The sequence below is a fragment of the Streptomyces sp. JH14 genome (assembly GCF_029428675.1).
Lineage (GTDB): Bacteria > Actinomycetota > Actinomycetes > Streptomycetales > Streptomycetaceae > Streptomyces.
In genome coordinates this window covers 1,526,803-1,547,383 of the sequence record NZ_JAJNEL010000001.1, presented here as the reverse complement: position 1 = coordinate 1,547,383, position 20,581 = coordinate 1,526,803, and the positions used below count along the sequence as shown (strand labels likewise).

At 72.8% G+C, this 20,581-nt stretch carries 23 protein-coding genes; 15 read left to right on the top strand and 8 right to left on the bottom strand.

What is annotated here, in order from left to right:
* The first annotated feature begins 11 nt into the window (after nt 1-11).
* The 4 genes from hisH to hisF are packed head-to-tail and all read left to right on the top strand — an operon-like array spanning nt 12 to nt 2,528.
* Nucleotides 12-653: an imidazole glycerol phosphate synthase subunit HisH gene (hisH, locus tag LRD69_RS07000; RefSeq protein ID WP_277325683.1), complete on the top strand. Its 642-nt coding sequence runs from the start codon at nt 12-14 to the stop codon at nt 651-653.
* Nucleotides 653-1,381 carry a bifunctional 1-(5-phosphoribosyl)-5-((5-phosphoribosylamino)methylideneamino)imidazole-4-carboxamide isomerase/phosphoribosylanthranilate isomerase PriA gene (gene priA / locus LRD69_RS06995; RefSeq protein ID WP_277325682.1) on the top strand — a complete coding sequence of 243 codons (729 nt, stop codon included), beginning with the start codon at nt 653-655 and terminating at the stop codon, nt 1,379-1,381. Before hisH ends, priA begins: the two co-directional genes overlap by 1 nt.
* The gene (locus LRD69_RS06990) at nt 1,378-1,776 is read left to right on the top strand and encodes a RidA family protein (protein WP_277325681.1); all 399 of its coding nucleotides are present in this window, start codon (nt 1,378-1,380) and stop codon (nt 1,774-1,776) included. The genes priA and LRD69_RS06990 overlap by 4 nt, the downstream gene beginning before the upstream one ends.
* On the top strand, nt 1,773-2,528 hold the full coding sequence (gene hisF / locus LRD69_RS06985; protein ID WP_277325680.1) for an imidazole glycerol phosphate synthase subunit HisF: 756 nt from the start codon (nt 1,773-1,775) through the stop codon (nt 2,526-2,528). The genes LRD69_RS06990 and hisF overlap by 4 nt, the downstream gene beginning before the upstream one ends.
* A 202-nt stretch (nt 2,529-2,730) precedes the next feature.
* On the opposite strand, the gene LRD69_RS06980 is transcribed toward hisF, so the two are convergent.
* Nucleotides 2,731-3,363 carry a TIGR03085 family metal-binding protein gene (locus LRD69_RS06980; protein ID WP_277325679.1) on the bottom strand — a complete coding sequence of 211 codons (633 nt, stop codon included), beginning with the start codon at nt 3,361-3,363 and terminating at the stop codon, nt 2,731-2,733.
* Nucleotides 3,364-3,448: 85 nt separating this feature from the next.
* Here LRD69_RS06980 and hisI point away from each other — a divergent pair, with 85 nt between their 5' ends.
* The 11 genes from hisI (at nt 3,449) to lgt (ending at nt 12,396) form a co-directional block, all read left to right on the top strand.
* Nucleotides 3,449-3,829, top strand: coding sequence for a phosphoribosyl-AMP cyclohydrolase (gene hisI / locus LRD69_RS06975; protein WP_030972822.1), 381 nt, complete (start codon nt 3,449-3,451; stop codon nt 3,827-3,829).
* 11 nt (nt 3,830-3,840) lie between these two features.
* Nucleotides 3,841-5,328: an anthranilate synthase component I gene (locus LRD69_RS06970; protein WP_277325678.1), complete on the top strand. Its 1,488-nt coding sequence runs from the start codon at nt 3,841-3,843 to the stop codon at nt 5,326-5,328.
* Nucleotides 5,329-5,342: 14 nt separating this feature from the next.
* Nucleotides 5,343-6,002, top strand: coding sequence for a TIGR02234 family membrane protein (locus tag LRD69_RS06965; RefSeq protein ID WP_277325677.1), 660 nt, complete (start codon nt 5,343-5,345; stop codon nt 6,000-6,002).
* Nucleotides 6,003-6,147: 145 nt separating this feature from the next.
* Nucleotides 6,148-6,399, top strand: a complete 252-nt coding sequence (locus tag LRD69_RS06960) for an HGxxPAAW family protein (protein WP_277325676.1) — start codon at nt 6,148-6,150, stop codon at nt 6,397-6,399.
* Nucleotides 6,400-6,475: 76 nt separating this feature from the next.
* A complete protein-coding gene (locus LRD69_RS06955; protein WP_277325675.1) occupies nt 6,476-6,970 on the top strand; it encodes a DUF2752 domain-containing protein in 495 nt (164 codons plus the stop codon).
* A gap of 115 nt (nt 6,971-7,085) precedes the next feature.
* Entirely contained in the window at nt 7,086-7,895 is an 810-nt protein-coding gene (trpC, locus tag LRD69_RS06950) for an indole-3-glycerol phosphate synthase TrpC (RefSeq protein ID WP_030972813.1), read from the top strand.
* A gap of 62 nt (nt 7,896-7,957) precedes the next feature.
* Nucleotides 7,958-8,122, top strand: coding sequence for a tryptophan synthase subunit(beta) (locus tag LRD69_RS06945; protein WP_277329650.1), 165 nt, complete (start codon nt 7,958-7,960; stop codon nt 8,120-8,122).
* Between the two features lie 137 nt (nt 8,123-8,259).
* Nucleotides 8,260-9,546, top strand: coding sequence for a tryptophan synthase subunit beta (gene trpB, locus LRD69_RS06940; protein WP_277325674.1), 1,287 nt, complete (start codon nt 8,260-8,262; stop codon nt 9,544-9,546).
* Nucleotides 9,543-10,355, top strand: a complete 813-nt coding sequence (gene trpA, locus LRD69_RS06935; protein WP_277325673.1) for a tryptophan synthase subunit alpha — start codon at nt 9,543-9,545, stop codon at nt 10,353-10,355. Before trpB ends, trpA begins: the two co-directional genes overlap by 4 nt.
* 76 nt (nt 10,356-10,431) lie before the next feature.
* Nucleotides 10,432-11,259 carry a thioredoxin domain-containing protein gene (locus LRD69_RS06930; RefSeq protein ID WP_277325672.1) on the top strand — a complete coding sequence of 276 codons (828 nt, stop codon included), beginning with the start codon at nt 10,432-10,434 and terminating at the stop codon, nt 11,257-11,259.
* A 108-nt stretch (nt 11,260-11,367) separates the two neighbouring features.
* Entirely contained in the window at nt 11,368-12,396 is a 1,029-nt protein-coding gene (lgt, locus tag LRD69_RS06925; protein WP_277325671.1) for a prolipoprotein diacylglyceryl transferase, read from the top strand.
* 166 nt (nt 12,397-12,562) lie between these two features.
* Here the strand turns inward: lgt and LRD69_RS06920 are convergent, their stop codons facing one another.
* Genes LRD69_RS06920 through LRD69_RS06890 form a run of 7 tightly spaced genes read right to left on the bottom strand, consistent with a single transcriptional unit; the run spans nt 12,563 to nt 20,478 of the window.
* Nucleotides 12,563-13,381, bottom strand: a complete 819-nt coding sequence (locus tag LRD69_RS06920) for a CoA ester lyase (RefSeq protein ID WP_277325670.1) — start codon at nt 13,379-13,381, stop codon at nt 12,563-12,565.
* On the bottom strand, nt 13,378-14,577 hold the full coding sequence (locus LRD69_RS06915; RefSeq protein WP_277325669.1) for a CoA transferase: 1,200 nt from the start codon (nt 14,575-14,577) through the stop codon (nt 13,378-13,380). Before LRD69_RS06915 ends, LRD69_RS06920 begins: the two co-directional genes overlap by 4 nt.
* Entirely contained in the window at nt 14,574-15,458 is an 885-nt protein-coding gene (rbsK, locus tag LRD69_RS06910; RefSeq protein WP_277325668.1) for a ribokinase, read from the bottom strand. Before rbsK ends, LRD69_RS06915 begins: the two co-directional genes overlap by 4 nt.
* Nucleotides 15,455-16,819, bottom strand: coding sequence for an ADP-ribosylglycohydrolase family protein (locus LRD69_RS06905; protein WP_277325667.1), 1,365 nt, complete (start codon nt 16,817-16,819; stop codon nt 15,455-15,457). The genes rbsK and LRD69_RS06905 overlap by 4 nt, the downstream gene beginning before the upstream one ends.
* Complete coding sequence (locus LRD69_RS06900; protein ID WP_277329649.1) at nt 16,816-18,009, bottom strand: ADP-ribosylglycohydrolase family protein; 1,194 nt, start codon at nt 18,007-18,009, stop codon at nt 16,816-16,818. Before LRD69_RS06900 ends, LRD69_RS06905 begins: the two co-directional genes overlap by 4 nt.
* Complete coding sequence (locus LRD69_RS06895) at nt 17,945-19,225, bottom strand: ADP-ribosylglycohydrolase family protein (RefSeq protein WP_277325666.1); 1,281 nt, start codon at nt 19,223-19,225, stop codon at nt 17,945-17,947. The genes LRD69_RS06900 and LRD69_RS06895 overlap by 65 nt, the downstream gene beginning before the upstream one ends.
* The gene (locus tag LRD69_RS06890; protein ID WP_277325665.1) at nt 19,222-20,478 is read right to left on the bottom strand and encodes an ADP-ribosylglycohydrolase family protein; all 1,257 of its coding nucleotides are present in this window, start codon (nt 20,476-20,478) and stop codon (nt 19,222-19,224) included. Before LRD69_RS06890 ends, LRD69_RS06895 begins: the two co-directional genes overlap by 4 nt.
* Between the last annotated feature and the right edge of the window lie 103 nt (nt 20,479-20,581).

Genomic DNA, 20,581 nt, shown 5'->3' with positions numbered 1-20,581 from the left:
GGGAGCGACCTGTGAGTGACCAGAAGAAGGTCGTCGTCTTCGACTACGGCTTCGGCAACGTCCGTTCCGCCGAGCGCGCCCTCGCCCACGTCGGCGCGGACGTCGAGATCACCCGCGACTACGACAGGGCGATGAACGCCGACGGGCTGCTGGTGCCCGGCGTCGGCGCGTTCTCCGCCTGCATGGAGGGGCTGAAGAAGGCCCGCGGCGAATGGATCATCGGCCGCAGGCTCTCCGGCGGCCGGCCCGTGATGGGCATCTGCGTCGGCATGCAGATCCTCTTCGAGCGCGGCATCGAGCACGGCGTGGAGACGGAGGGCCTCGACGAATGGCCCGGCACCGTCACCCCGCTGAAGGCCCCGATCGTCCCGCACATGGGCTGGAACACCGTGCGAGCCCCGGAGGACTCCGAGCTCTTCGCCGGACTCGACGCCGAGGCCCGGTTCTACTTCGTGCACTCCTACGCCGTGCACGACTGGGGCCTCGAAGTCACCAACCCCAAGATCCGTGCCCCCCGGGTCACCTGGGCCACCCACGGCGAGCCGTTCGTCGCCGCGGTGGAGAACGGCGCCCTGTGGGCCACCCAGTTCCACCCCGAGAAGTCCGGCGATGCCGGCGCCCAGCTGCTGACCAACTGGATCGGAACACTCTGATGCCCACCACGCTTGAGCTCCTTCCCGCCGTCGACGTCCGCGACGGCCAGGCCGTCCGCCTCGTGCACGGCGAGTCCGGCTCCGAGACCTCGTACGGCGACCCCCTGCAGGCCGCCCTCACCTGGCAGCGGGCGGGCGCGGAATGGCTGCACCTCGTCGACCTGGACGCGGCGTTCGGCACCGGTGACAACCGGGCGCAGATCGCCGAGGTCGCCCGCTCCATGGACATCAAGGTCGAACTGTCCGGCGGCATCCGTGACGACGCCTCGCTCGCCGCGGCCCTCGCCACCGGCTGCACCCGGGTCAACCTCGGCACCGCCGCCCTGGAGACCCCGGAGTGGGTCGCCAAGGTCATCGCCGAGCACGGCGACAAGATCGCCGTCGGCCTCGACGTCCGCGGTACGACGCTGCGCGGGCGCGGCTGGACCCGCGACGGCGGCGACCTCTACGAGACGCTCGCCCGTCTCGACTCCGAGGGCTGCGCCCGCTACGTCGTCACCGACATCGCCAAGGACGGCACACTGCAGGGCCCCAACCTGGAGCTCCTGAAGAACGTCTGCGCCGCCACCGACAAGCCCGTCGTCGCCTCCGGCGGCGTCTCCTCGCTGGACGACCTGCGCGCGATCGCCTCGCTCGTGCCGGACGGCGTCGAGGGCGCGATCGTCGGCAAGGCGCTGTACGCGAAGGCGTTCACCCTCGAGGAAGCGCTCCGGGCGGTCTCCGCATGACCGACCCCGTACGCCGTGTCTTCACGGGCGCACCCTGGGAGGAGAAGTTCGGTTACGCCCGCGCGGTGGAGCTGTCCAACGGGCTCGTCCTGGTGGCCGGCTGCACGTCGGTGGTGGGCGGGCAGATCTCCGCGGGCGGCCCGTACGAGCAGGCCGTCACCTCCTTCAACGTCGCCTTCGACGCGCTGAAGCAGGTGGGGCTCGGCCGCGAGGACGTCGTCCGTACCCGGATGTACCTCACACACGCCCGGGACGTGGACGAGGTCGGCCGTGCTCACAAGGAGCTGTTCGACGATGTCCGCCCCGCGGCTTCCATGATCATCGTGTCCGGTTTCGTCGACCCCAGCCTGGTCGTCGAGGTCGAGATCGAGGCCTACAGGGCAGGTGCGCAATGAGTCTCGCGGTACGAGTCATCCCGTGCCTGGACGTCGACAACGGCCGTGTCGTCAAGGGCGTCAACTTCCAGAACCTGCGCGATGCGGGCGATCCCGTCGAGATGGCGAAGCTGTACGACGCCGAGGGCGCCGACGAGCTGACCTTCCTGGACATCACCGCGTCCAGCGGTGACCGGGAGACCACTTACGACGTGGTGCGCCGCACCGCCGAACAGGTCTTCATCCCGCTCACCGTCGGCGGCGGCGTCCGCACCGCCGACGACGTCGACAAGCTGCTGCGGGCCGGTGCCGACAAGGTCGGCGTCAACACCGCGGCCATCGCCCGCCCCGAGCTCATCCGGGAGATCGCCGAGCGGTTCGGGCGTCAGGTGCTGGTGCTCTCCGTGGACGCCCGGCGCACCGCCGAGGGCACCTTCGAGGTCACCACGCACGGCGGCCGCAGGGGCACCGGCATCGACGCCGTCGAATGGGCGCACCGCGCCGCCGAGCTGGGTGCGGGCGAGATCCTGCTCAACTCGATGGACGCGGACGGCACGAAGGACGGCTACGACACCGAGATGATCGCGGCGGTCCGCGCGCATGTGACGGTCCCCGTCGTCGCCTCCGGGGGCGCGGGCCGGCTCGCGGACTTCGCGCCGGCGATCGCGGCGGGGGCGGATGCGGTGCTGGCCGCGTCCGTCTTCCACTTCGGTGATCTGCGGATCTCCGAAGTCAAGGGCGCGCTGCGGGAGGCCGGGCACCCGGTTCGCTGAAGGTGCGGCGGGCAGGGGTGTTTCCCGTTCCTCGGCCCGCCCCTTCCCGGGACCGGGGCGCTGCCCCGGTCCCGAACGCAGGACTTGCTGAGGATGTCCTCGACCGCCGGACGGGGGAGAGGCACCCGCAGGCACCCGCAGGCGCCGGCGGGCCGGCAGCCGGCTGCGCCGGGCGGTTCCGTGCCGGCCGGCCCCGTACGCCCTACATGCCCAGCTGGGCCTTGCTCACCCGGGTGACCGCCTCCTTGTCGCCCTCCAGCTCCACGTGCGCCGCGTCCTGGCGCCCCGACGCGAAGAGCAGCAGCTCGCCCGGCTCCCCGGTCACCGTCACCACCGGAGTCCCCTTGTGGGCCACCGCCGTCTGTCCGTCCGGGCGGCGCAGCACCAGCCCCACCGGGGCCTTGCGCCCCATCAGCCGCGCAGCCTTCTCCATGCGCGACCACAGGGCGTCGGCGAAGACCGGGTCGAGCTCGCGCTGCGACCAGTCGGACTGCGCCCGGCGCACGTCCTCGGCGTGGATGTAGAACTCCACCGTGTTGGCCGCCTCGTCCACCGGCTTCAGCCCGAACGGTGACATCCGGGGCGGGCCCGTACGGATGAGCTGGATCAGCTCCTCGTACGGCTTCTCGGCGAATTCGGCCTGCACCCGGTCGAGCCGGCTCTTCAGCGGGCTCAGCAGCACCCCGGCCGCCGCGTCCGGGCGGCGCTCGCGAACCACCACATGGGCGGCGAGGTCGCGAGTCGTCCAGCCTTCGCACAGGGTCGGGGCTTCGGGGCCCGCCGCCTCCAACAGGTCGGCGAGCAGAAGTCGTTCACGCTTTGCATGGGTCGACATGACCGCCAGCGTACGACCGGTGCACGCAGTCCGCCCAGTGGACGGCCCGCCGAAAGGCTCGTGCGGCCACGGCACAATGGGGCACATGACCAGCACGCCCGCGCCCAGCACCCCGCCCGCCAGCAGCCTGGACCCCGCCATCGCCGCCCGCCTCAAGCGCGGCGCCGACGGACTCGTTCCGGCCATCGCCCAGCAGTACGACACCGGTGAGGTGCTGATGCTCGGCTGGATGGACGACGAGGCCCTGCACCGCACCCTCACCACAGGCCGCTGCACCTACTGGTCCCGCAGCCGCCAGGAGTACTGGGTCAAGGGCGACACCTCCGGTCACATCCAGCTGGTCAAATCCGTCGCCCTCGACTGCGACGCGGACACCGTCCTCGTCAAGGTCGACCAGACGGGAGCGGCCTGTCACACCGGCGACCGCACCTGCTTCGACGCCGACGTCCTCCCGCTCGGCCAGTAGGGTCAGCCGTCATGGATCTCGAGACCTTCCGCAAGCTGGCCGCCGACCGGCGTGTCATCCCCGTCAGCCGCCGGCTTCTCGCGGACGGCGACACCCCGGTCGCGCTCTACCGCAAGCTCGCGGGCGAGCGCACCGGCACGTTCCTCCTCGAATCCGCGGAGAACGGCCGCACCTGGTCGCGCTACTCCTTCATCGGGGTACGCAGCGCCGCCACCCTCACCGCCCGCGACGGCCGGGCCCACTGGCTGGGCACCCCGCCCGTCGGCGTGCCCGTCGACGGCGACCCGCTCGACGCCCTGCGCGCCACCATCGACGCCCTGCACACCCCGCGGGACCTGCACTCCGGCATGCCGCCGTTCACCGGCGGCATGGTCGGCTACCTCGGGTACGACATCGTGCGGCGGCTGGAGAGGATCGGCGAGCACGGCGGGGACGACCTGAAGCTCCCCGAGCTGACCATGCTGCTCACCTCGGACCTCGCCGTCCTCGACCACTGGGACGGCAGCGTCCTGCTGATCGCCAACGCGATCAACCACAACGACCTGGAGACCGGGGTGGACGAGGCGTACGCCGACGCCGTCGCCCGCCTCGACGCCATGGAGGCGGACCTCTCGCGTCCGGTCGAGAGCGCCCCCGCCACCCTCCCCGCGTCCGAACTCCCGCCGTACACCGCACTGTGGGGCGGTCCGGCCTTCCAGGACGCCGTCGAGGACGTGAAGGAGCGCATCAGGGCCGGCGAGGCCTTCCAGGTCGTCCCTTCCCAGCGCTTCGAAACCCCGTGCACGGCAAGCGCGTTGGATGTCTACCGGGTGCTGCGCGCGACCAACCCGTCGCCGTACATGTACCTCTTCCGGTTCGACGGCTTCGACGTCGCGGGCTCCAGCCCGGAGGCCCTCGTCAAGGTCGAGGACGGGCGCGCCATGGTCCACCCGATCGCCGGTACCCGGCCCCGCGGTGCCACCCCGCAGGAGGACCAGGCCCTGGCCGACGAACTCCTCGCCGACCCGAAGGAGCGCGCCGAGCACCTGATGCTCGTCGACCTCGGCCGCAACGACCTGGGCCGGGTCTGCGTGCCCGGCAGCGTGGAGGTCGTCGACTTCATGTCGATCGAGCGGTACTCGCACGTGATGCACATCGTCTCGACCGTCACCGGCCGCGTCGCCGAGGGCCGTACCGCCTTCGATGTCCTCACCGCCTGCTTCCCGGCCGGTACCCTCTCCGGCGCCCCCAAGCCCCGTGCCATGCAGATCATCGAGGAGCTCGAACCCACCCGTCGCGGACTGTACGGGGGCTGCGTCGGCTATCTGGACTTCGCCGGCGACTCCGACACCGCCATCGCCATCCGCACGGCGCTGCTGCGCGACGGCACCGCGTACGTCCAGGCCGGAGCGGGCATCGTGGCCGATTCCGACCCGGTCGCGGAGGACACCGAGTGCCGCAACAAGGCCGCAGCGGTGCTCCGCGCCGTCCATACCGCCAACCGCCTCCACACGAACTGACCGGGTAAGGGATAGTGGGGTACGTGAGTGCTGTTCCCGTACCCCAGCCCCGTGCCCAAGCCGTCGTCGCGCCCGACGCCACGGGAAGCCGCCGCAGCCTGGCCGTCGGCCTGCTTCTCGGGGCGATCGGCGCCACCGTGGTCCTCCTCGCCTCCGGCCAGACCTGGGCCGAGGGCAAGGCCGCCGTCGCCGGCGGCGCACTGCCGCTGAGGGTCGACGGCCAGGACGTCACCGGTCTCCCCGCCGCCCTCGCCATCGTCGGTCTGGCCGCCCTCGTCGCCGTCTTCGCCGTCCGCAGTGCCGGCCGGCTGCTCGTCGCCGGGCTGCTCGCCCTCAGCGGACTGGGCGCCGGAGTCAGCGCCTACCTCGGCGCCGCCGACAGCGCCGCCCTCGACGAGAAGGCGGCGCAGACCACCGGCGACGCCTCCGCCACCATCGACGCGCTGAGCCACACCGCGTGGCCGTACGTCACCGCCGCCGGCGGCCTGCTGATCCTCCTCGCCGGACTGCTCGCCCTGCGGTACGGGAAGTTCTGGCCCACGATGTCGGGACGGTACGAACGGGACGGCACCCCGCGCCCGCGCAGGACCACCCGCACCGCCCCGGACCCGGACCGGCCCGAGGACCTGTGGAAGGCCCTGGACCGCGGCGAGGACCCGACGCGCGAGGCATGACCCCCAGCTCACGTCGCACCCGGACGTACGGGACAATGGCGCTGAGCCCGCTGCAGAGCAGCAGCCTTTTCTGCACAGCGCACCGCAGCGGCACCAGCTTTGCGTACAGCGATATCACCAGCGCAACACCAACGAGGAGCAACTCATGGCGGGCAGCAGCCACGGACACACCCCGGCCGCCTGGACCGGTGTCATCATCGCCTTCATCGGCTTCTGCATCGCAGGCCTGTTCATGGTCGCGGCCAACCCGCTGGGCTTCTGGGCCGGCATGGTGGTCATCCTCATCGGCGGGATCGTCGGTCTGGCGATGAAGGCCGCGGGCCTGGGCATGCCGAAGGAGTCGGCCGAGCTGGCCGCGGCCAGGGCGCGTGCCGGACGGGCCCAGGTCTCCTCCTGACCCCGGTCGGACCCGTCGTGCGAGGCGCAGCCCGGTTCGGGCTGCGCCTTTCGGCGTGAGCGGGGACAATCACCGCGTGGACGCCTCGCCCTCTCCCGCCGCCGCATCCGGCCCGCCCGCGCCGGTCCTTCCGCCCGGGCCCCCGCCCTGCTTCCCGCCCGCGCCGGTGCCCCGGTCGGCCGTCCGCCGGCTCGCCACCCCCGTCGGGGTCATGGCCGCCGTCGTCGCGGCCTTCGGCTACGTGGGCGCCGTCGATCCCAACCAGCCGGGCCACTATCCGGTCTGCCCGCTGCTCCGGCTCACCGGCCTGTACTGCCCCGGCTGCGGCGGGCTGCGCAGCGCCCACGCCGTCGCGCACGGCGATATCGCGGGCGCCCTCGGCTCCAATGCCCTCGCGGTCGTCGGCTACGCGGCCTTCGCCGTCTTCTGGGTGGTCTGGATGGTCCGCGCCAGCAGGGGAAGGCCCGTACGGATCGGTCTGGCGCCGGTCTGGATGTGGGGGATCGGCGCGGTGCTGCTGATCTTCACCGTCGTCCGGAATCTGCCGTTCGGATCGATGCTGGCGCCGTGATTGCCCAGGTAGTGGGACATCCGTCGGCCGGATGTGAACCCGGGGCCTTCCTGCGGATACCATCGAGATGGCTGATCCTGTTCCCTCATCACCGTCCCGGAAGGGGGCCGCTCGCGTGAGTGTGCTCGACGAGATCATCGATGGCGTACGCGCCGACCTCGCAGAGCGGCAGGCGCGCGTCAGCCTCGACGAGCTCAAGGAGCGCGCGGCGCGCGCTCCCGCGGCCAAGGACGGAGTCGCCGCCCTGCGCGGCGAGGGCGTGACCGTCATCTGCGAGGTCAAGCGCTCCAGCCCCTCCAAGGGGGCCCTGGCCGCGATCGCCGACCCTGCCGCGCTCGCCGCGGACTACGAGGCCGGTGGCGCGTCCGTCATCTCCGTCCTCACCGAGGAGCGCCGTTTCGGCGGTTCGCTCGCCGACCTGGAAGCCGTGCGCGCCAAGGTCGACATCCCGATCCTGCGCAAGGACTTCATCGTCACCTCGTACCAGCTCTGGGAGGCCCGCGCCTACGGCGCCGACCTCGCCCTGCTGATCGTCGCCGCCCTCGACCAGGAGGCCCTCGTCTCCCTGATCGAGCGCGCCGAGTCCATCGGCCTGACGCCGCTGGTCGAGGCGCACGACGAGGAGGAGGCGGAGCGTGCCGTGGCCGCCGGAGCGAAGATCATCGGTGTCAACGCGCGCAACCTGAAGGACCTCAAGGTCGACCGTTCGACATTCGAGCGCGTCGCCCCGGAGATCCCGGCGGGCATCGTCAAGGTCGCCGAGTCCGGCGTCCGCGGCCCGCACGACCTCATCGCCTACGCCAACGCCGGCGCCGACGCCGTGCTCGTCGGTGAGTCCCTGGTCACCGGCCGCGACCCGCGCGCCGCCGTCGCCGACCTGGTCGCCGCGGGCGCCCACCCGGCCCTGCGGCACGGACGGAGCTGACCCGCACCGTGTCCGCCGACCGTCCCGCGCCCCGCACCCGTCGGGGCCCGCGCCTCGCCGGGGTGACGGCTGCCCGGGATCCGCACGCGCCGCTGGCGCGCGGCTGCCGCCCCCGCGGCTGCCGCGCCCCCGCGCGCCGCGTGCACGGCCGGCGGGTGCGGTACGTGATCGGTGACGAGCCCGGCCAGGTCAACGGCATGCGATGGCGCACGGGGACCGCGCCGTAGCGAGCCCCGGCCGACGTACCCGTACCTCTCCTTTCGTACGTACGACCCGCACCGCCCGACCACTCCCGGTCGCGGCGGCGCTCCGCTCGCGGCGCATACGGTGAACCCACCCGTTGCCATGACGAGGAGCACGTCGGATGTCATCTGACTTCTTCATTCCGGACCCCGAGGGTCTGATCCCCAGCGCCGAGGGCTACTTCGGTGCGTTCGGCGGCAAGTTCATCCCGGAGGCGCTCGTCGCCGCCGTGGACGAGGTCGCCGTCGAGTACGACAAGGCGAAGGCCGACCCGGCCTTCGCCGCCGAGCTCAATGAGCTCATGGTCAACTACACCGGCCGGCCCAGCGCACTGACCGAGGTGCCGCGCTTCGCCGAGCACGCGGGCGGCGCCCGGATCTTCCTCAAGCGCGAGGACCTCAACCACACCGGCTCACACAAGATCAACAACGTGCTGGGCCAGGCGCTGCTCACCAAGCGCATGGGCAAGACCCGTGTCATCGCCGAGACCGGTGCCGGACAGCACGGCGTCGCCACCGCGACCGCCTGCGCCCTCTTCGGCCTCGAATGCACCATCTACATGGGTGAGATCGACACCGAGCGGCAGGCGCTGAACGTGGCGCGGATGCGGATGCTCGGCGCCGAGGTCATCGCCGTGAAGTCCGGTTCCCGCACGCTCAAGGACGCCATCAACGAGGCGTTCCGGGACTGGGTCGCCAACGTCGACCGCACGCACTACCTCTTCGGCACGGTCGCGGGCCCGCACCCCTTCCCGGCGATGGTCCGCGACTTCCACCGCGTCATCGGTGTCGAGGCCCGCCGGCAGATCCTGGAGCGGACCGGACGGCTGCCGGACGCCGCGATCGCGTGTGTCGGCGGCGGTTCCAACGCCATCGGGCTCTTCCACACCTTCATCCCCGACGCGGCCGTCCGGCTGATCGGCTGCGAGCCCGCCGGACACGGCGTGGAGACCGGTGAGCACGCGGCGACCCTGACCGCGGGCGAGCCCGGCATCCTGCACGGTTCGCGCAGCTACGTCCTCCAGGACGACGAGGGCCAGATCACCGAGCCGTACTCCATCTCGGCCGGACTGGACTACCCGGGCATCGGCCCGGAGCACTCGTACCTCAAGGACATCGGCCGCGGCGAGTACCGCGCGGTCACCGACGACGACGCCATGCAGGCGCTGCGGCTGCTGTCGCGCACCGAGGGGATCATCCCGGCCATCGAGAGCGCCCATGCGCTGGCCGGCGCCCTGGAGGTCGGCAGGGAACTCGGCCGGGACGCGCTGCTCCTGGTCAACCTGTCCGGGCGCGGCGACAAGGACATGGACACGGCGGCCCGTTACTTCGGGCTGTACGAGACGGACGCGACCGTCGAGGCGGACGCGGACAACGGCGACGCCGAGATCGAGGGAGACGTCCAGTGAGCGGCAACATCGAGCTGCTGAGCTCCACCCTCGCGGCGGCCCGGGCCGAGGACCGCGCCGCGCTCATCGCCTACCTGCCGGCCGGGTTCCCGACGGTCGACGGCGGCATCGAGGCCGTCAAGGCGGTCGTCGCCGGTGGCGCCGACGTCGTCGAGGTGGGCCTGCCGCACAGCGACCCGGTGCTCGACGGACCGGTCATCCAGACCGCCGACGACATCGCCCTGCGCGGCGGTGTGAAGGTCGCCGACGTGATGCGTACGGTCCGCGAGGCCTACGAGGCGACCGGCGCCCCGATCCTCGTCATGACGTACTGGAACCCCATCGACCGGTACGGCATCGAGCGCTTCACCGCCGAGCTCGCCGAGGCGGGCGGCGCCGGGTGCATCCTGCCCGACCTGCCGGTCCAGGAGTCCTCGGTGTGGCGCGAGCACGCCGACAAGCACGGTCTCGCGACCGTCTTCGTCGTCGCGCCGAGCAGCAAGGACGAGCGCCTCGCCGCCATCACCGCGGCCGGCTCCGGCTTCGTCTACGCGGCCTCGCTGATGGGTGTCACCGGCACCCGCGAATCGGTCGGCGAGCAGGCCCAGGAACTGGTGCGGCGCACCCGCGCCACCACCACGCTCCCGGTCTGCGTCGGCCTCGGCGTCTCCGACGCCCGGCAGGCCGCCGAGGTCGCGGGCTTCGCCGACGGAGTGATCGTCGGCTCCGCCTTCGTCAAGCGGATGCTGGACGCCTCCGACGAGACGTCCGGCCTGGCCGCCGTCCGCTCGCTGGCCGGCGAACTCGCCGAGGGTGTTCGAAAGCGCTGACATCGGGCCTCACCCGAACGGGTGGACCTGGGACCGGGGAGGCACGCAGGTGCCTCCCCGGTTCGTTGCTGCGGGTGTGAGCGAGAACAACCAAGAGGGAAAAAGGGCCGCGCGCGACCGGCTCATCCAGCAGCGTGAGCAGGAGAAGGCGCGTGAGCGCCGCCGGCGCACGCTGATCGTCTCCGTCGCGGTGGTGGGTGTGCTGGCGCTCGCCGTCGTCGTCGGCGTGATCGCCGCGAATTCGGGCGGCAAGGGCGACAAGGCCAGTGGGTCCGGTCCCGTCGTCGCGCCGTCCGGGGCGACCGGCAAGGACAACCTGGCCATCCCGGTGGGCGCGGACGATGCCCCGTCCACGCTCACCATCTGGGAGGACTTCCGCTGCCCGGTCTGCGCCCAGTTCGAGAACGCGTTCCGGGACACGATCCACGAGCTGGAAGGCAGCGGTCAGCTGAAGGTCGAATACCACCTGGCCACAATCATCGACGGCAACCTCGGCGGCAGCGGCTCGCTGGACGCGGCCAATGCGGCGGCCTGCGCGCAGAACGTCGGCAAGTTCTCCGCCTACCACGACGTCCTCTACCGCAACCAGCCGGAGGAGACCGACGACGCCTTCGGCAAGAGCAGCAAGCTGATCGAGCTGGCGGGCAAGGTCGACGGCCTCGACACCCCCGCCTTCCGCAGCTGCGTCGAGGACGGCACGCACGACACCTGGGTCAAGAAGTCCAACACCGCGTTCCAGAACGGCGGCTTCCGGGGCACGCCCACCGCGCTGCTCAACGGTGAATCGATCTTCCCGAAGAAGGGGAACGAGGCGATCACGGTGGCGAACCTGAAAAAGTGGGTCGCCGAGGCCAACAAGGGGAAGAAGCCGGGGAAGGTCACTCCGACGCCGTCCGCCTCCTGACCTCGGCCGGCTTCCGCCGTCGGGGGGATGTGACGACACGCTCGTTACCCAGAAGTTGTCGGGCGGGTTGCCGCAGGTCCCGCCCGGCAAGGTAGCGTCGACCCTGTCATGGACCTTGCCTACATTCCCAGCCCGTCGACCGGCGTGATCGAGCTCGGCCCGATCCCGCTCCGCGGCTACGCGTTCTGCATCATCATCGGTGTGTTTGTCGCCGTCTGGTTCGGCAACAAGCGCTGGATCGCCCGGGGCGGCACAGCCGGCACGGTGGCCGACATCGCCGTCTGGGCGGTGCCCTTCGGCCTCGTCGGCGGTCGGCTCTACCACGTCATCACCGACTACCAGCTGTACTTCAGCAAGGGTGAGGACTGGGTCGACGCCTTCAAGATCTGGCAGGGCGGCCTCGGCATCTGGGGCGCGATCGCGCTCGGTGCCGTCGGCGCCTGGATCGGCTGCCGCCGCCGCGGGATCCCGCTGCCGGCCTGGGCCGACGCGCTCGCCCCCGGCATCGCCTTTGCCCAGGCGATCGGCCGCTGGGGCAACTGGTTCAACCAGGAGCTCTACGGCAAGGCGACGGATCTGCCGTGGGCCCTGAAGATCAGCGACGGCCCCAACCGGGTCGCCGGGACGTACCACCCCACGTTCCTGTACGAGTCGCTGTGGTGCGTGGGCGTCGCGCTCCTGGTGATCTGGGCGGACCGCCGCTTCAAGCTCGGGCACGGTCGGGCGTTCGCGCTGTACGTCGCGGCGTACTGCGCGGGGCGGGGCTGGATCGAGTACATGCGGGTCGACGAGGCCCACCACATTCTGGGCCTGCGCCTGAACGTGTGGACCGCGCTGATCGTATTCGTGCTGGCGGTGACGTACATCGTGATCTCGGCGAAGGTGCGGCCGGGGCGCGAGGAGGTTGTCGAGCCGGGGGCCGTCGAGGCGGCCGAGGGCGTGGAGGCGGCCGAGGGCGTGGAGGCGGCCGAGGGCGAGCAGGACGCGGACGCGGCCTCGGCTCCGGACGCCGCTTCGGAACCGGACGCGGACGCGGCTTCGGCACCGGACCCGGATGCCGATGATGACGCCGAGCGTGACGGTGAGGCTCGGGCGACGGAGAAGAACGGCGCCGCGGAGGCAGCCAAGAACGCCTGACACCGGCCAGGTCTACGAAAGGCCCCGGACCATGTGGTCCGGGGCCTTTGGCGTTCCCCTCCGTCCCTTCCCGAACCGGGGCGCCACCCCGGACTCCCCGGACCCCACCCGTGCTCCTGGATCGCCGGAGGAGCTGGAGTGTCTACCCGTCCTTCACGCTTTCGGGTCACCCCATCCGTTCCGCCAGCGCCAGCGTCCGGCGGGCCGCCGCCACCACCGCCGCGTCCACGAACCGTCCGTCCGGCAGCGCCAGCGCCCCCGCCTCCGCGAGCGCCGCCTCCACGATCTCCTGGGCCGAGTCGATCTCCTCCCGCGTGGGCCGGAACGCCCGTTCGATGACCGGTAGCTGCCGCGGGTGGATCGCGGCCCGGCCGACGAAGCCCAGCGCACGACCGTGTGCGCAGGAGTGCTGCAGGCCGTCCAGGTCCCGGACGTCCGGGAACACCGACTGGGTCGGCGGGGCGAGGCCGGCTGCGCGGGCCGCGACCACCACCCGGCTGCGCGACCAGTCGAGGCCCCGGTCGTCCCGTACCCCCAGATCGGCCCGGAGATCGGTCTCGCCCAGGGCGATGGAGCGGACCTGGGGATGGGAGGCGGCAATCGTGTACGCATGTTCGATACCGAGTGCCGACTCCAGCAGCGGACAGAGCGCGACACCGGGGGCCAGCGCCGCGATGTGGTGGACGGTCGCGGCGTGCGTGATCTTCGGCAGGCGCAGTTCGGCGAGGCCTGGCAGTCCGGCCAGGGTCAGCACGTCGGCCTCGGTGGCGACCCGGACATGCACCGGCGCGGCCGTGTCGGCGGCCGGTTCGGCGAGGAGTTCGGCGGTGGCGGACCGTGCATACTCCTTGCGGTCCGGTGCGACCGCGTCCTCCAGGTCGACGATCACCACGTCCGCGCCCGAGTCTCGCGCCTTGCGCACCACGTCGGGCCGGTCCCCGGGAACGTACAGCCAGGTCAGATGGGTTTCTTCGGGCGATGTCACAGGGCGCTCTCTGCTCGCAGTGCGGCGATGTCCGTGGCCGACAGGCCGAGCCCGGTCAGGATCTCGTCGGTGTCCGCGCCGTGCGGGCGGCCGGTCCAGCGGATCGCGCCGGGGGTCCGGGACAGCCGGAAGAGGACGTTCTGCATCCGCAGCGGGCCGAGATCGGGGTCGATGATCTCGGTGATGGAGTCCAGGGCCCGGTACTGCGGGTCCTGCATCACGTCGCGGATGTCCTGGATGGGCGCGATGGCCGCCTCCGCCTTCTCGAAGGCGGAGATCGCGTCGTCGCGGGTGTGCCGGGCGATCCAGTTGCCGACCGCCTCGTCGAGTTCGTCGGAGTGCTCGGCGCGGGTGGTGCCGGACGCGAACCACGGCTCGTCGATCAGTTCCGGCCGCCCGACCAGATGCATCACGCGTTCGGCGATGGACTGGGCGGAGGTGGAGACGGCGACCCACTGGCCGTCGGACGTGCGGTACGTATTGCGCGGGGCGTTGTTGCGCGAGCGGTTGCCGGTGCGTTCCTGTACGTAGCCGAGCTGGTCGTACCAGAGCGGCTGCGGGCCGAGCACGGTCAGGATCGGCTCGATGATCGCCATGTCGACGACCTGGCCCTCCCCGGTACGGTCCCGGCCCGCCAGCGCCGCCATCACGGCGTACGCGGTGGCGAGCGCCGCGATCGAGTCGGCGAGCCCGAACGGCGGCAGGGTGGGCGGCCCGTCCGGCTCCCCGGTGATCGCGGCGAAGCCGCTCATCGCCTCGGCGAGCGTGCCGAAGCCGGGGCGGTGCGCGTACGGGCCGAACTGGCCGAAGCCGGTGACCCGGGTCAGTACGAGCCGCGGGTTGACGGCGTGCAGCTCTTCCCAGCCGATGCCCCAGCGCTCCAGGGTCCCCGGCCGGAAGTTCTCGATGATCACGTCGGTGGAGGCGGCCAGCCGGAGCAGGACGTCGCGGCCGCCGGGGCCGGCGAGGTCGAGGGTGAGATTGCGTTTGTTGCGGCCGAGCAGCTTCCACCAGAGGCCGATGCCGTCCTTCGCCGGCCCGTGACCGCGTGACGGATCGGGTTTGCGCGGATGCTCGACCTTGATCACCTCGGCGCCGAAGTCGCCGAGCATGGTGGCCGCGAGGGGGCCCGCGAAGAGCGTGGCGAGGTCGAGGACCCGCAGGCCGGTGAGGGGTGCTTCCGTGGGCGCGCTCATGCGGCGTCGATCTCGGCGCGGTACGGCATGGACGTCGAGGCGCCGGGTTTCTGCACACAGAGCGCTGCGGCGGACGACGCCCACGCCAGCGCCTCCGCCATGGGCCGTCCCTCGCCGAGCGCCACGGCGAGCGTACCGACGAAGGTGTCCCCGGCGCCGGTGGTGTCGACGGCGGTCACCTCGGGGGCGGGGAAGTGGACCGGTTCGCCGCCCCGGGATGCGTACAGGCAGCCCTTCCCGCCGAGGGTGATGACGACCTCGGGGACCTTCCGGAGCAGGATCTCGGCGGCCGCGTGGGGTTCGGACTTCCCGGAGAGGGCGCACGCCTCGTGCTCATTGGGGATCAGCAGGTCGACGAATGCCAGGAGTTCGTCCGGAAGGGGCTGGACGGGGGAGGGGGTGAGGATCGTCCGGACGTCCTGCTCATGGGCCATCCGGGCCCCTTCGATCACGGCCGGCAGGGGCAGTTCCAGCTGGAGGAGCAGCAGATCGGCTTCCGCGATGGCGGCCATCTCGCCGGGGCCGAGCGTGTGGATGGTGCCGTTGGCGCCGGGGACCACCACGATGGCGTTGCCGCCTGTGTCGTCGACGACGATGTGCGCGGTGCCGCTGGGGCCCTCGGCGGTGTGCAGCAGATCGGTTTCGACGCCTGCGTGCTCAAGTTCGGCCCGGAGCCGCGTGCCGTACGCGTCGTCGCCGACCGCGCCGATCATCAGCACCTCTCCGCCCGCGCGGGCGGCGGCGATGGCCTGGTTGGCGCCCTTGCCGCCGGGGATGGTGCGGAACTCCCTTCCGGTGACGGTCTCCCCGCGCTCCGGGGCCCGTGCGACGTACGCGACAAGGTCCATATTGGTGCTGCCGAGCACCGCGATGGCGGTCATGGGCGAAGTGCCTCCTGGTAGGTCAGTTCAGCGAGTGCGTCGAAGCCGATGGAGCCGAAACCCGGGATCGACGTGGCGAGGCGGTTCTTGAGGGGAGCGGTCCACCGGTCGGGCAGCGCCTCGGGCCGGCCGGCCAGCAGACCGGCCAGCGATCCCGCGGTCGCACCGTTCGAGTCGGTGTCCCAACCGCCGGACACCGCACGGCAGATGGAGGCGGAGAAGTCGCCGTCGGCATGGGTGAGGGCGGCGGCGAGCAGCGCGGCGTTGGGCAGCACATGGACCCAGTGGTACGCGCCGAACGCGGCGTGCAGACGGTCGGCGACCGCGTCGAAGTCCGGCTCCTCGCGCGCCGCCCCGATCCCGGTGCGGACCGCGTGCGCGAAGCGCGAGCGCGGCGGCACGACGCGCAGCCCGGCCGCCAGCGCGCCGTGCACATCGGCCTCGCCGCCGGCCGCCTCGGCGAGCGCGGCGGCGGTGAACATCGCCCCGTACACCCCGTTGCCGGTGTGCGTGAGGAGCGCGTCCCGGTGCGCCTGCTCGGCGGCGGCCACTGGGTCGCCGGGGTGGGTCCAGCCGTGCACATCGGCGCGGATCTGGGCGCCGATCCACTCCCGGAACGGGTTGCGGTACCGGGCGGTGTCCGGTGGTTCGACGCCGTCGAGCAGATTGCGGTACGCCACCCGCTCGGCGGTGAACGTCCGGCCCGCGGGGAGTTCGTCGAGCCAGAGCCGGGCGAGATCGGCCGTGCTGAAGGACCGTCCGTACCGCTGGATCAGCAGCAGGGTCAGGAGCGGGTGGTTGAGGTCGTCGTCCTCCGGCATCCCGTCGATGTTCTCCGCGAGCGAGGTGGATGCGGAGCGGCGGTTCCAGGGGTACGCCGCGGCCAGTTCGGCGGGCAGTCCCCTGGCGGTGAACCAGGTGGTGAGCGGCCAGTTCCCGGTGGCGCGGGCCAGCGCCCGGATCCCGGCGAGGGGCAGCTTCTCGACGGGTTTGCCGAGCAGGCAGCCGGCGGCCCGGCCCAGCCAGGCCGCCTCCAGCCGGGCCGCACCGACCGGGGGAGGGTCCCTGCGGGGCGTGGGCCAGTGCGGGCAGGCCGCCCGGATCCCGGCCAGATCCGTGGGCTCGTCGACGGCCAACGGCGAAGCCGACCGCGCGAGTTCGTCGAGCAGCCGGCCGGCGAGCGCGCGCAGGGCAGGGGGCGCGGAGGGCTTGGACGCGCCCGCCCGCTCCGGGGCGGGGGCGCCGCCCGCCGCGTACCACCGGCGCTCGATCTCCCGCGCGTCCCGGCCGTCCTCGGCCGCCTGGCGCAGTTCGTGCCCGATCAGGTCCTCGGGCTGCACCCAGGTGACCCGCACGGTCATGTCGTGCCCGCCAGCGTGCCGAACGCCGCCTCATGCGCACGCCGCCGGGCGGTGTCCCGGGCGAACACTTCACGGGCGACGTCCGCCAGGGTCCGCGCCGGTGCGTGCAGATCGAGGCGGCTGGCCTCGGCGACCGATTTCACCCAAGCGGCCGGGATCGCCGTCTCGCCGTGCAGCGCGCCCGCGAGCGCACCGCTCATCGTGGCGATCGAGTCGCAGTCCCGGCCGTAGTTGACCGAGCCGAGCACCGCGTGCCGGTAGTCCCCGTCGGCGACCAGCAGCATGCCGAGAGCGATCGGCAGCTCCTCGATGGAGTGCAGCCGGGACGGGCGGCGGGCACCCAGCGACGGTGTGCGGTAGTCGGGCCCGACGGTGTCGAAGGGGGCGACGGCGCTACGCAGCGGCGCCAGCGCCGTCTCGAAGTCCCGGTGCCGGGCCGCTGTTTCGCACACCGCCTCGATGGCGGCCCGGGTCCCGTCCTTGGCGAGCGACAGGCAGGTGTCGACGACGGTGCCGGGCGTCGCGCCCGGGGCGCAGGCGGCGGCGACGGCCGCCGCGAAGACGCCGGCGGCCTCCCTGCCGTACGACGACTGATGGGCGCCCGCGACATCCAGTGCCTCGGCGTACGCGGCCCGCGGGTGGGCGGCGTTGACCAGGCCGACCGGCGCCATGTACATCGCCGCCCCGCAGTTCACGATGTTCCCGTTGCCGGCCTCGCGCGGATCGACATGGCCGTAGTGCAGCCGGGCGACGATCCACTTCTCGGCGAGGAAGATCCGCTGCAGCGGCAGTGCCTCGGCCTCCAGCTCGGGGATCCAGCGCGGGGACGAGATCAGCTCGGGCACGAGATGGTCGGCGACGCCGTACGCGTCGAGATGGTCCCGTACGGTGCCGTACACCCGTACCAGCGCATGGGTCATCAAGGTGTCGTCGGTGACGTGGCCGTCGCCCTTGTGGTACGGGGCGATGGGGCGGGCGGTGCGCCACTCGTCGCCGTCCCACGGGCCGACGATGCCGGTGATCCGGCCGCCGTGGCGCTCGACGATCTGCTCGGGGGGCCGGCCCTCGACCGGACCGCCGAGGGCGTCGCCGACGGCTGCGCCGACCAGGGCGCCGGTGATCCGGTCATCGAGGCCGAGCGCCGTGGGTGTTCTGTTCGGCGTGTACATCGTGGGGGACATGGGCGTCATGCGAGTCATGTCGGAATTGTCCACCCGGAGGGGTCGGTTCCGTGTCTGTCAGCAGCCCGGCGAGTTCGATGAGATCAGTGCCCGCGAGACGGGGCAGTGCGCACCCCGCGAGGGTGCGGCAGGCCTCGCGCCAGCCGTCCGGGACGGTGGCGACGCCGCCGAGTGCACCGGTCAGCGCCCCGGCCAGGGCGGGCGCCGAGTCCGCGACCCGCGACAGGCAGGCCGCGGCGGGAATGGCCTGGGCGATCTCGCCGCGGGCGGCGGTGGTCAGGGCGAGGGCGACCGGCACGGTCTCGGCGGCGGCGATCCCGTAGCTGTAGACGTGGTCGACGATCTGATGCTCCAGCACCGGTACGAGTGCGAAGGCGCCGGCCGCCTCGCCGACGAAGTCACGGGCGATCCGCACGGCGTGGGCGGCGTTGCGGGCGATCTCGGTGCCGTCGGGGAGCTGCGCGAGCGCGGCGTTCACCGCGGTGTCGACGTCGGCTCCGCCCAGCGCCTCGGCGATCGCGGCGGCCATCGCACGGGCGCCGTGCACACCGTCGCCGTCCTGGGTGTACCGGGCGTCGAACTCGGCGAGTTCGGCGGCGGACCCGGGTCGGCCGGGGTGGACGATCGCCAGGACGGCGGCCCTGACGCAGGCCGCGTCGTCGAAGTAGTGCGGGTTGTCGTGGCCCGTGGCGGGCGGCCGCAGCCCGGCCGCGAGATTGCCGAGACCGGCCCGGACCGAGATCCGGGCACGCAGCGGGAGGACGGCGGACTCGACCTCGGGCGCCCGTGCGGCGGCCGCGGCGACCTCCGCGGCCAGCGCGTTCCAGGCGACGTCGATGGCGGCCCGCATCCGGCGGTCGGGGGAGAGGCCGTGCAGCGGACCGGCCGCCGACGCGAGCACGGTGCCCGCAGCGAACGCGGCCCACTCGGCGTCGTCGGAGGGGCCGAGCCGCAGCGGCTCGGGCGGCTGATTGAGGGCGATGGGCACGGGCAGGGTGGTCGTGGCGTTCTGCTCGGCGAAGGTGTCGAGCTCCCGGGTGAGCCGCCGGGTCCACTCGGGCATCCGGGCCGCGCGGTGGCGCGCCGCGGGCCAGCCGGCGGCGTCCCCGGAGGCCAGCCCGAGCAGCAGCCCCTCGATCCGGGCCCGGCGCCCGGGCAGGGACCGGGTGCGGGACGGGGCGGGACGGTCGTCCGGGTGGGGATGGGCACCGTGTGCGGTGGTCATGACGCCGCTCCCGCGCGGCCGGCCCCGGCGGACGGAGGCGGTGGTGGGGGCGGAGGCGACGCCGACCCGTCCGAACGGGCGGCGCCGCCGGACGTACGTCCCGGGGCACGGGTGCCGCCGACCCCGGCGGACCCCGTCGTGTCGCCGGTTCCGTCGCGTCCCGCCGTCCGGGCCCCGTCCGTCTCGTCCGGTGTGAGCAGCTCCGCGATGTCCAGAACGTGGTAGCCCCGCATCGACGGCAGGCAGCTGCCCCGGACCGGGCCGATCGCCTCCCCCCAGGTCCGGGGGATCGCGGACTCCCCGCCCAGGGCGCCGGCCAGCGCTCCCGCCACCGCGGCCGTCGTGTCCGCGTCGCGGCCCATGTTGACCGCGGTCAGCACCGCCGTACGGAAGTCGCCGCGGGCCGCCGCGAACGCGCCGAACGCCAGGCCCACCGCCTCCGGCGCCAGGTCCGTCCACGGATAGCCGCCGACCACCACCGCGGAGCGCACCGCGCGTTCCCTCGTGAGGCGGTCGGGGTGCGCGTGCTGTGCGGCCGTCACCGCCCGCCGCAGCGAGCGTGCCGTCCAGGAGTCCATCGGTACGACGGACAGCGCGGCCGCGATCACGGACGTGACCCCCGCGCCCACCATGGCCGCGGCCACTCCGGCCGCCACCGCCTGGCCGCCGTAGATGCCCTCGCCGTCATGGCTGACCTGCCCGTCGATCGCGACCAGGCGCGCGGCCTCCGCGGGACGGCCCGCCGCGAAGACGCCGAACGGGGCCGCCCGCATCGCGAGCCCGTCGCTCCAGGCGTGCCGGTGCTGGGCGGAGATCGGGGCGGCCAGGCCACGGCGCAGGTTCTCCAGGGTGCCGCGCTCGCTGAACCCGGCGCCGCGGAACGGCCCCTCGTCCAGGTCGGCGATCCACAGATGCCAGGCACGCTCGACCTGCGTGACGGTCAGCGCCGAACCGTGCCGGGCGAGCAGCAGGCCGGAGAAGATCGCGTACTCCGTGTCGTCGGTGCCGGCCGGATCGTCGCTGACGAAGCCCTCGATCCGGCCCCAGCGGTGGCGGATCTCGGACGGCCGCAGGTTCTCGGCGGGTGCGCCCAGCGCGTCGCCCACGGCGAGTCCCAGGAGCGCGCCCCTGGCCCGCGCGGCTCGGTCGGGGCCGGCGGTCCGCTGCGCGTCGGGCCGGTCCGCGTCGTCCCGTACCGCCTCCGCCGTACCGCCCGTGCGCGGTTCTGCCGGATTGCCTGCAATCAACTCCATCGCGCCGACCCTTCGACCGTACCGAGCCAGTTCTCGTACCTGTCCGGATCTGTGCCACGCGGAGCCCCGACAGAGGCCGATAATCGCAACAAAAGGGCCACTC

What these genes read in the sequence shown, in the direction of transcription:
- hisF (WP_277325680.1), top strand. Translation starts at nt 1,773, where the DNA reads ATGAGTCTCGCGGTACGAGTCATCCCGTGCCTGGACGTCGACAACGGC.
- lgt (WP_277325671.1), top strand. Translation starts at nt 11,368, where the DNA reads ATGGACCTTGCCTACATTCCCAGCCCGTCGACCGGCGTGATCGAGCTC.
- LRD69_RS06900 (WP_277329649.1), bottom strand. Translation starts at nt 18,009, where the DNA reads ATGACGCCCATGTCCCCCACGATGTACACGCCGAACAGAACACCCACG.
- LRD69_RS06890 (WP_277325665.1), bottom strand. Translation starts at nt 20,478, where the DNA reads ATGGAGTTGATTGCAGGCAATCCGGCAGAACCGCGCACGGGCGGTACG.
- LRD69_RS06905 (WP_277325667.1), bottom strand. Translation starts at nt 16,819, where the DNA reads ATGACCGTGCGGGTCACCTGGGTGCAGCCCGAGGACCTGATCGGGCAC.
- LRD69_RS06970 (WP_277325678.1), top strand. Translation starts at nt 3,841, where the DNA reads ATGGATCTCGAGACCTTCCGCAAGCTGGCCGCCGACCGGCGTGTCATC.
- rbsK (WP_277325668.1), bottom strand. Translation starts at nt 15,458, where the DNA reads ATGACCGCCATCGCGGTGCTCGGCAGCACCAATATGGACCTTGTCGCG.
- LRD69_RS06960 (WP_277325676.1), top strand. Translation starts at nt 6,148, where the DNA reads ATGGCGGGCAGCAGCCACGGACACACCCCGGCCGCCTGGACCGGTGTC.
- LRD69_RS06895 (WP_277325666.1), bottom strand. Translation starts at nt 19,225, where the DNA reads ATGACCACCGCACACGGTGCCCATCCCCACCCGGACGACCGTCCCGCC.
- trpB (WP_277325674.1), top strand. Translation starts at nt 8,260, where the DNA reads ATGTCATCTGACTTCTTCATTCCGGACCCCGAGGGTCTGATCCCCAGC.
- LRD69_RS06915 (WP_277325669.1), bottom strand. Translation starts at nt 14,577, where the DNA reads ATGAGCGCGCCCACGGAAGCACCCCTCACCGGCCTGCGGGTCCTCGAC.
- priA (WP_277325682.1), top strand. Translation starts at nt 653, where the DNA reads ATGCCCACCACGCTTGAGCTCCTTCCCGCCGTCGACGTCCGCGACGGC.
- LRD69_RS06990 (WP_277325681.1), top strand. Translation starts at nt 1,378, where the DNA reads ATGACCGACCCCGTACGCCGTGTCTTCACGGGCGCACCCTGGGAGGAG.
- hisI (WP_030972822.1), top strand. Translation starts at nt 3,449, where the DNA reads ATGACCAGCACGCCCGCGCCCAGCACCCCGCCCGCCAGCAGCCTGGAC.
- LRD69_RS06980 (WP_277325679.1), bottom strand. Translation starts at nt 3,363, where the DNA reads ATGTCGACCCATGCAAAGCGTGAACGACTTCTGCTCGCCGACCTGTTG.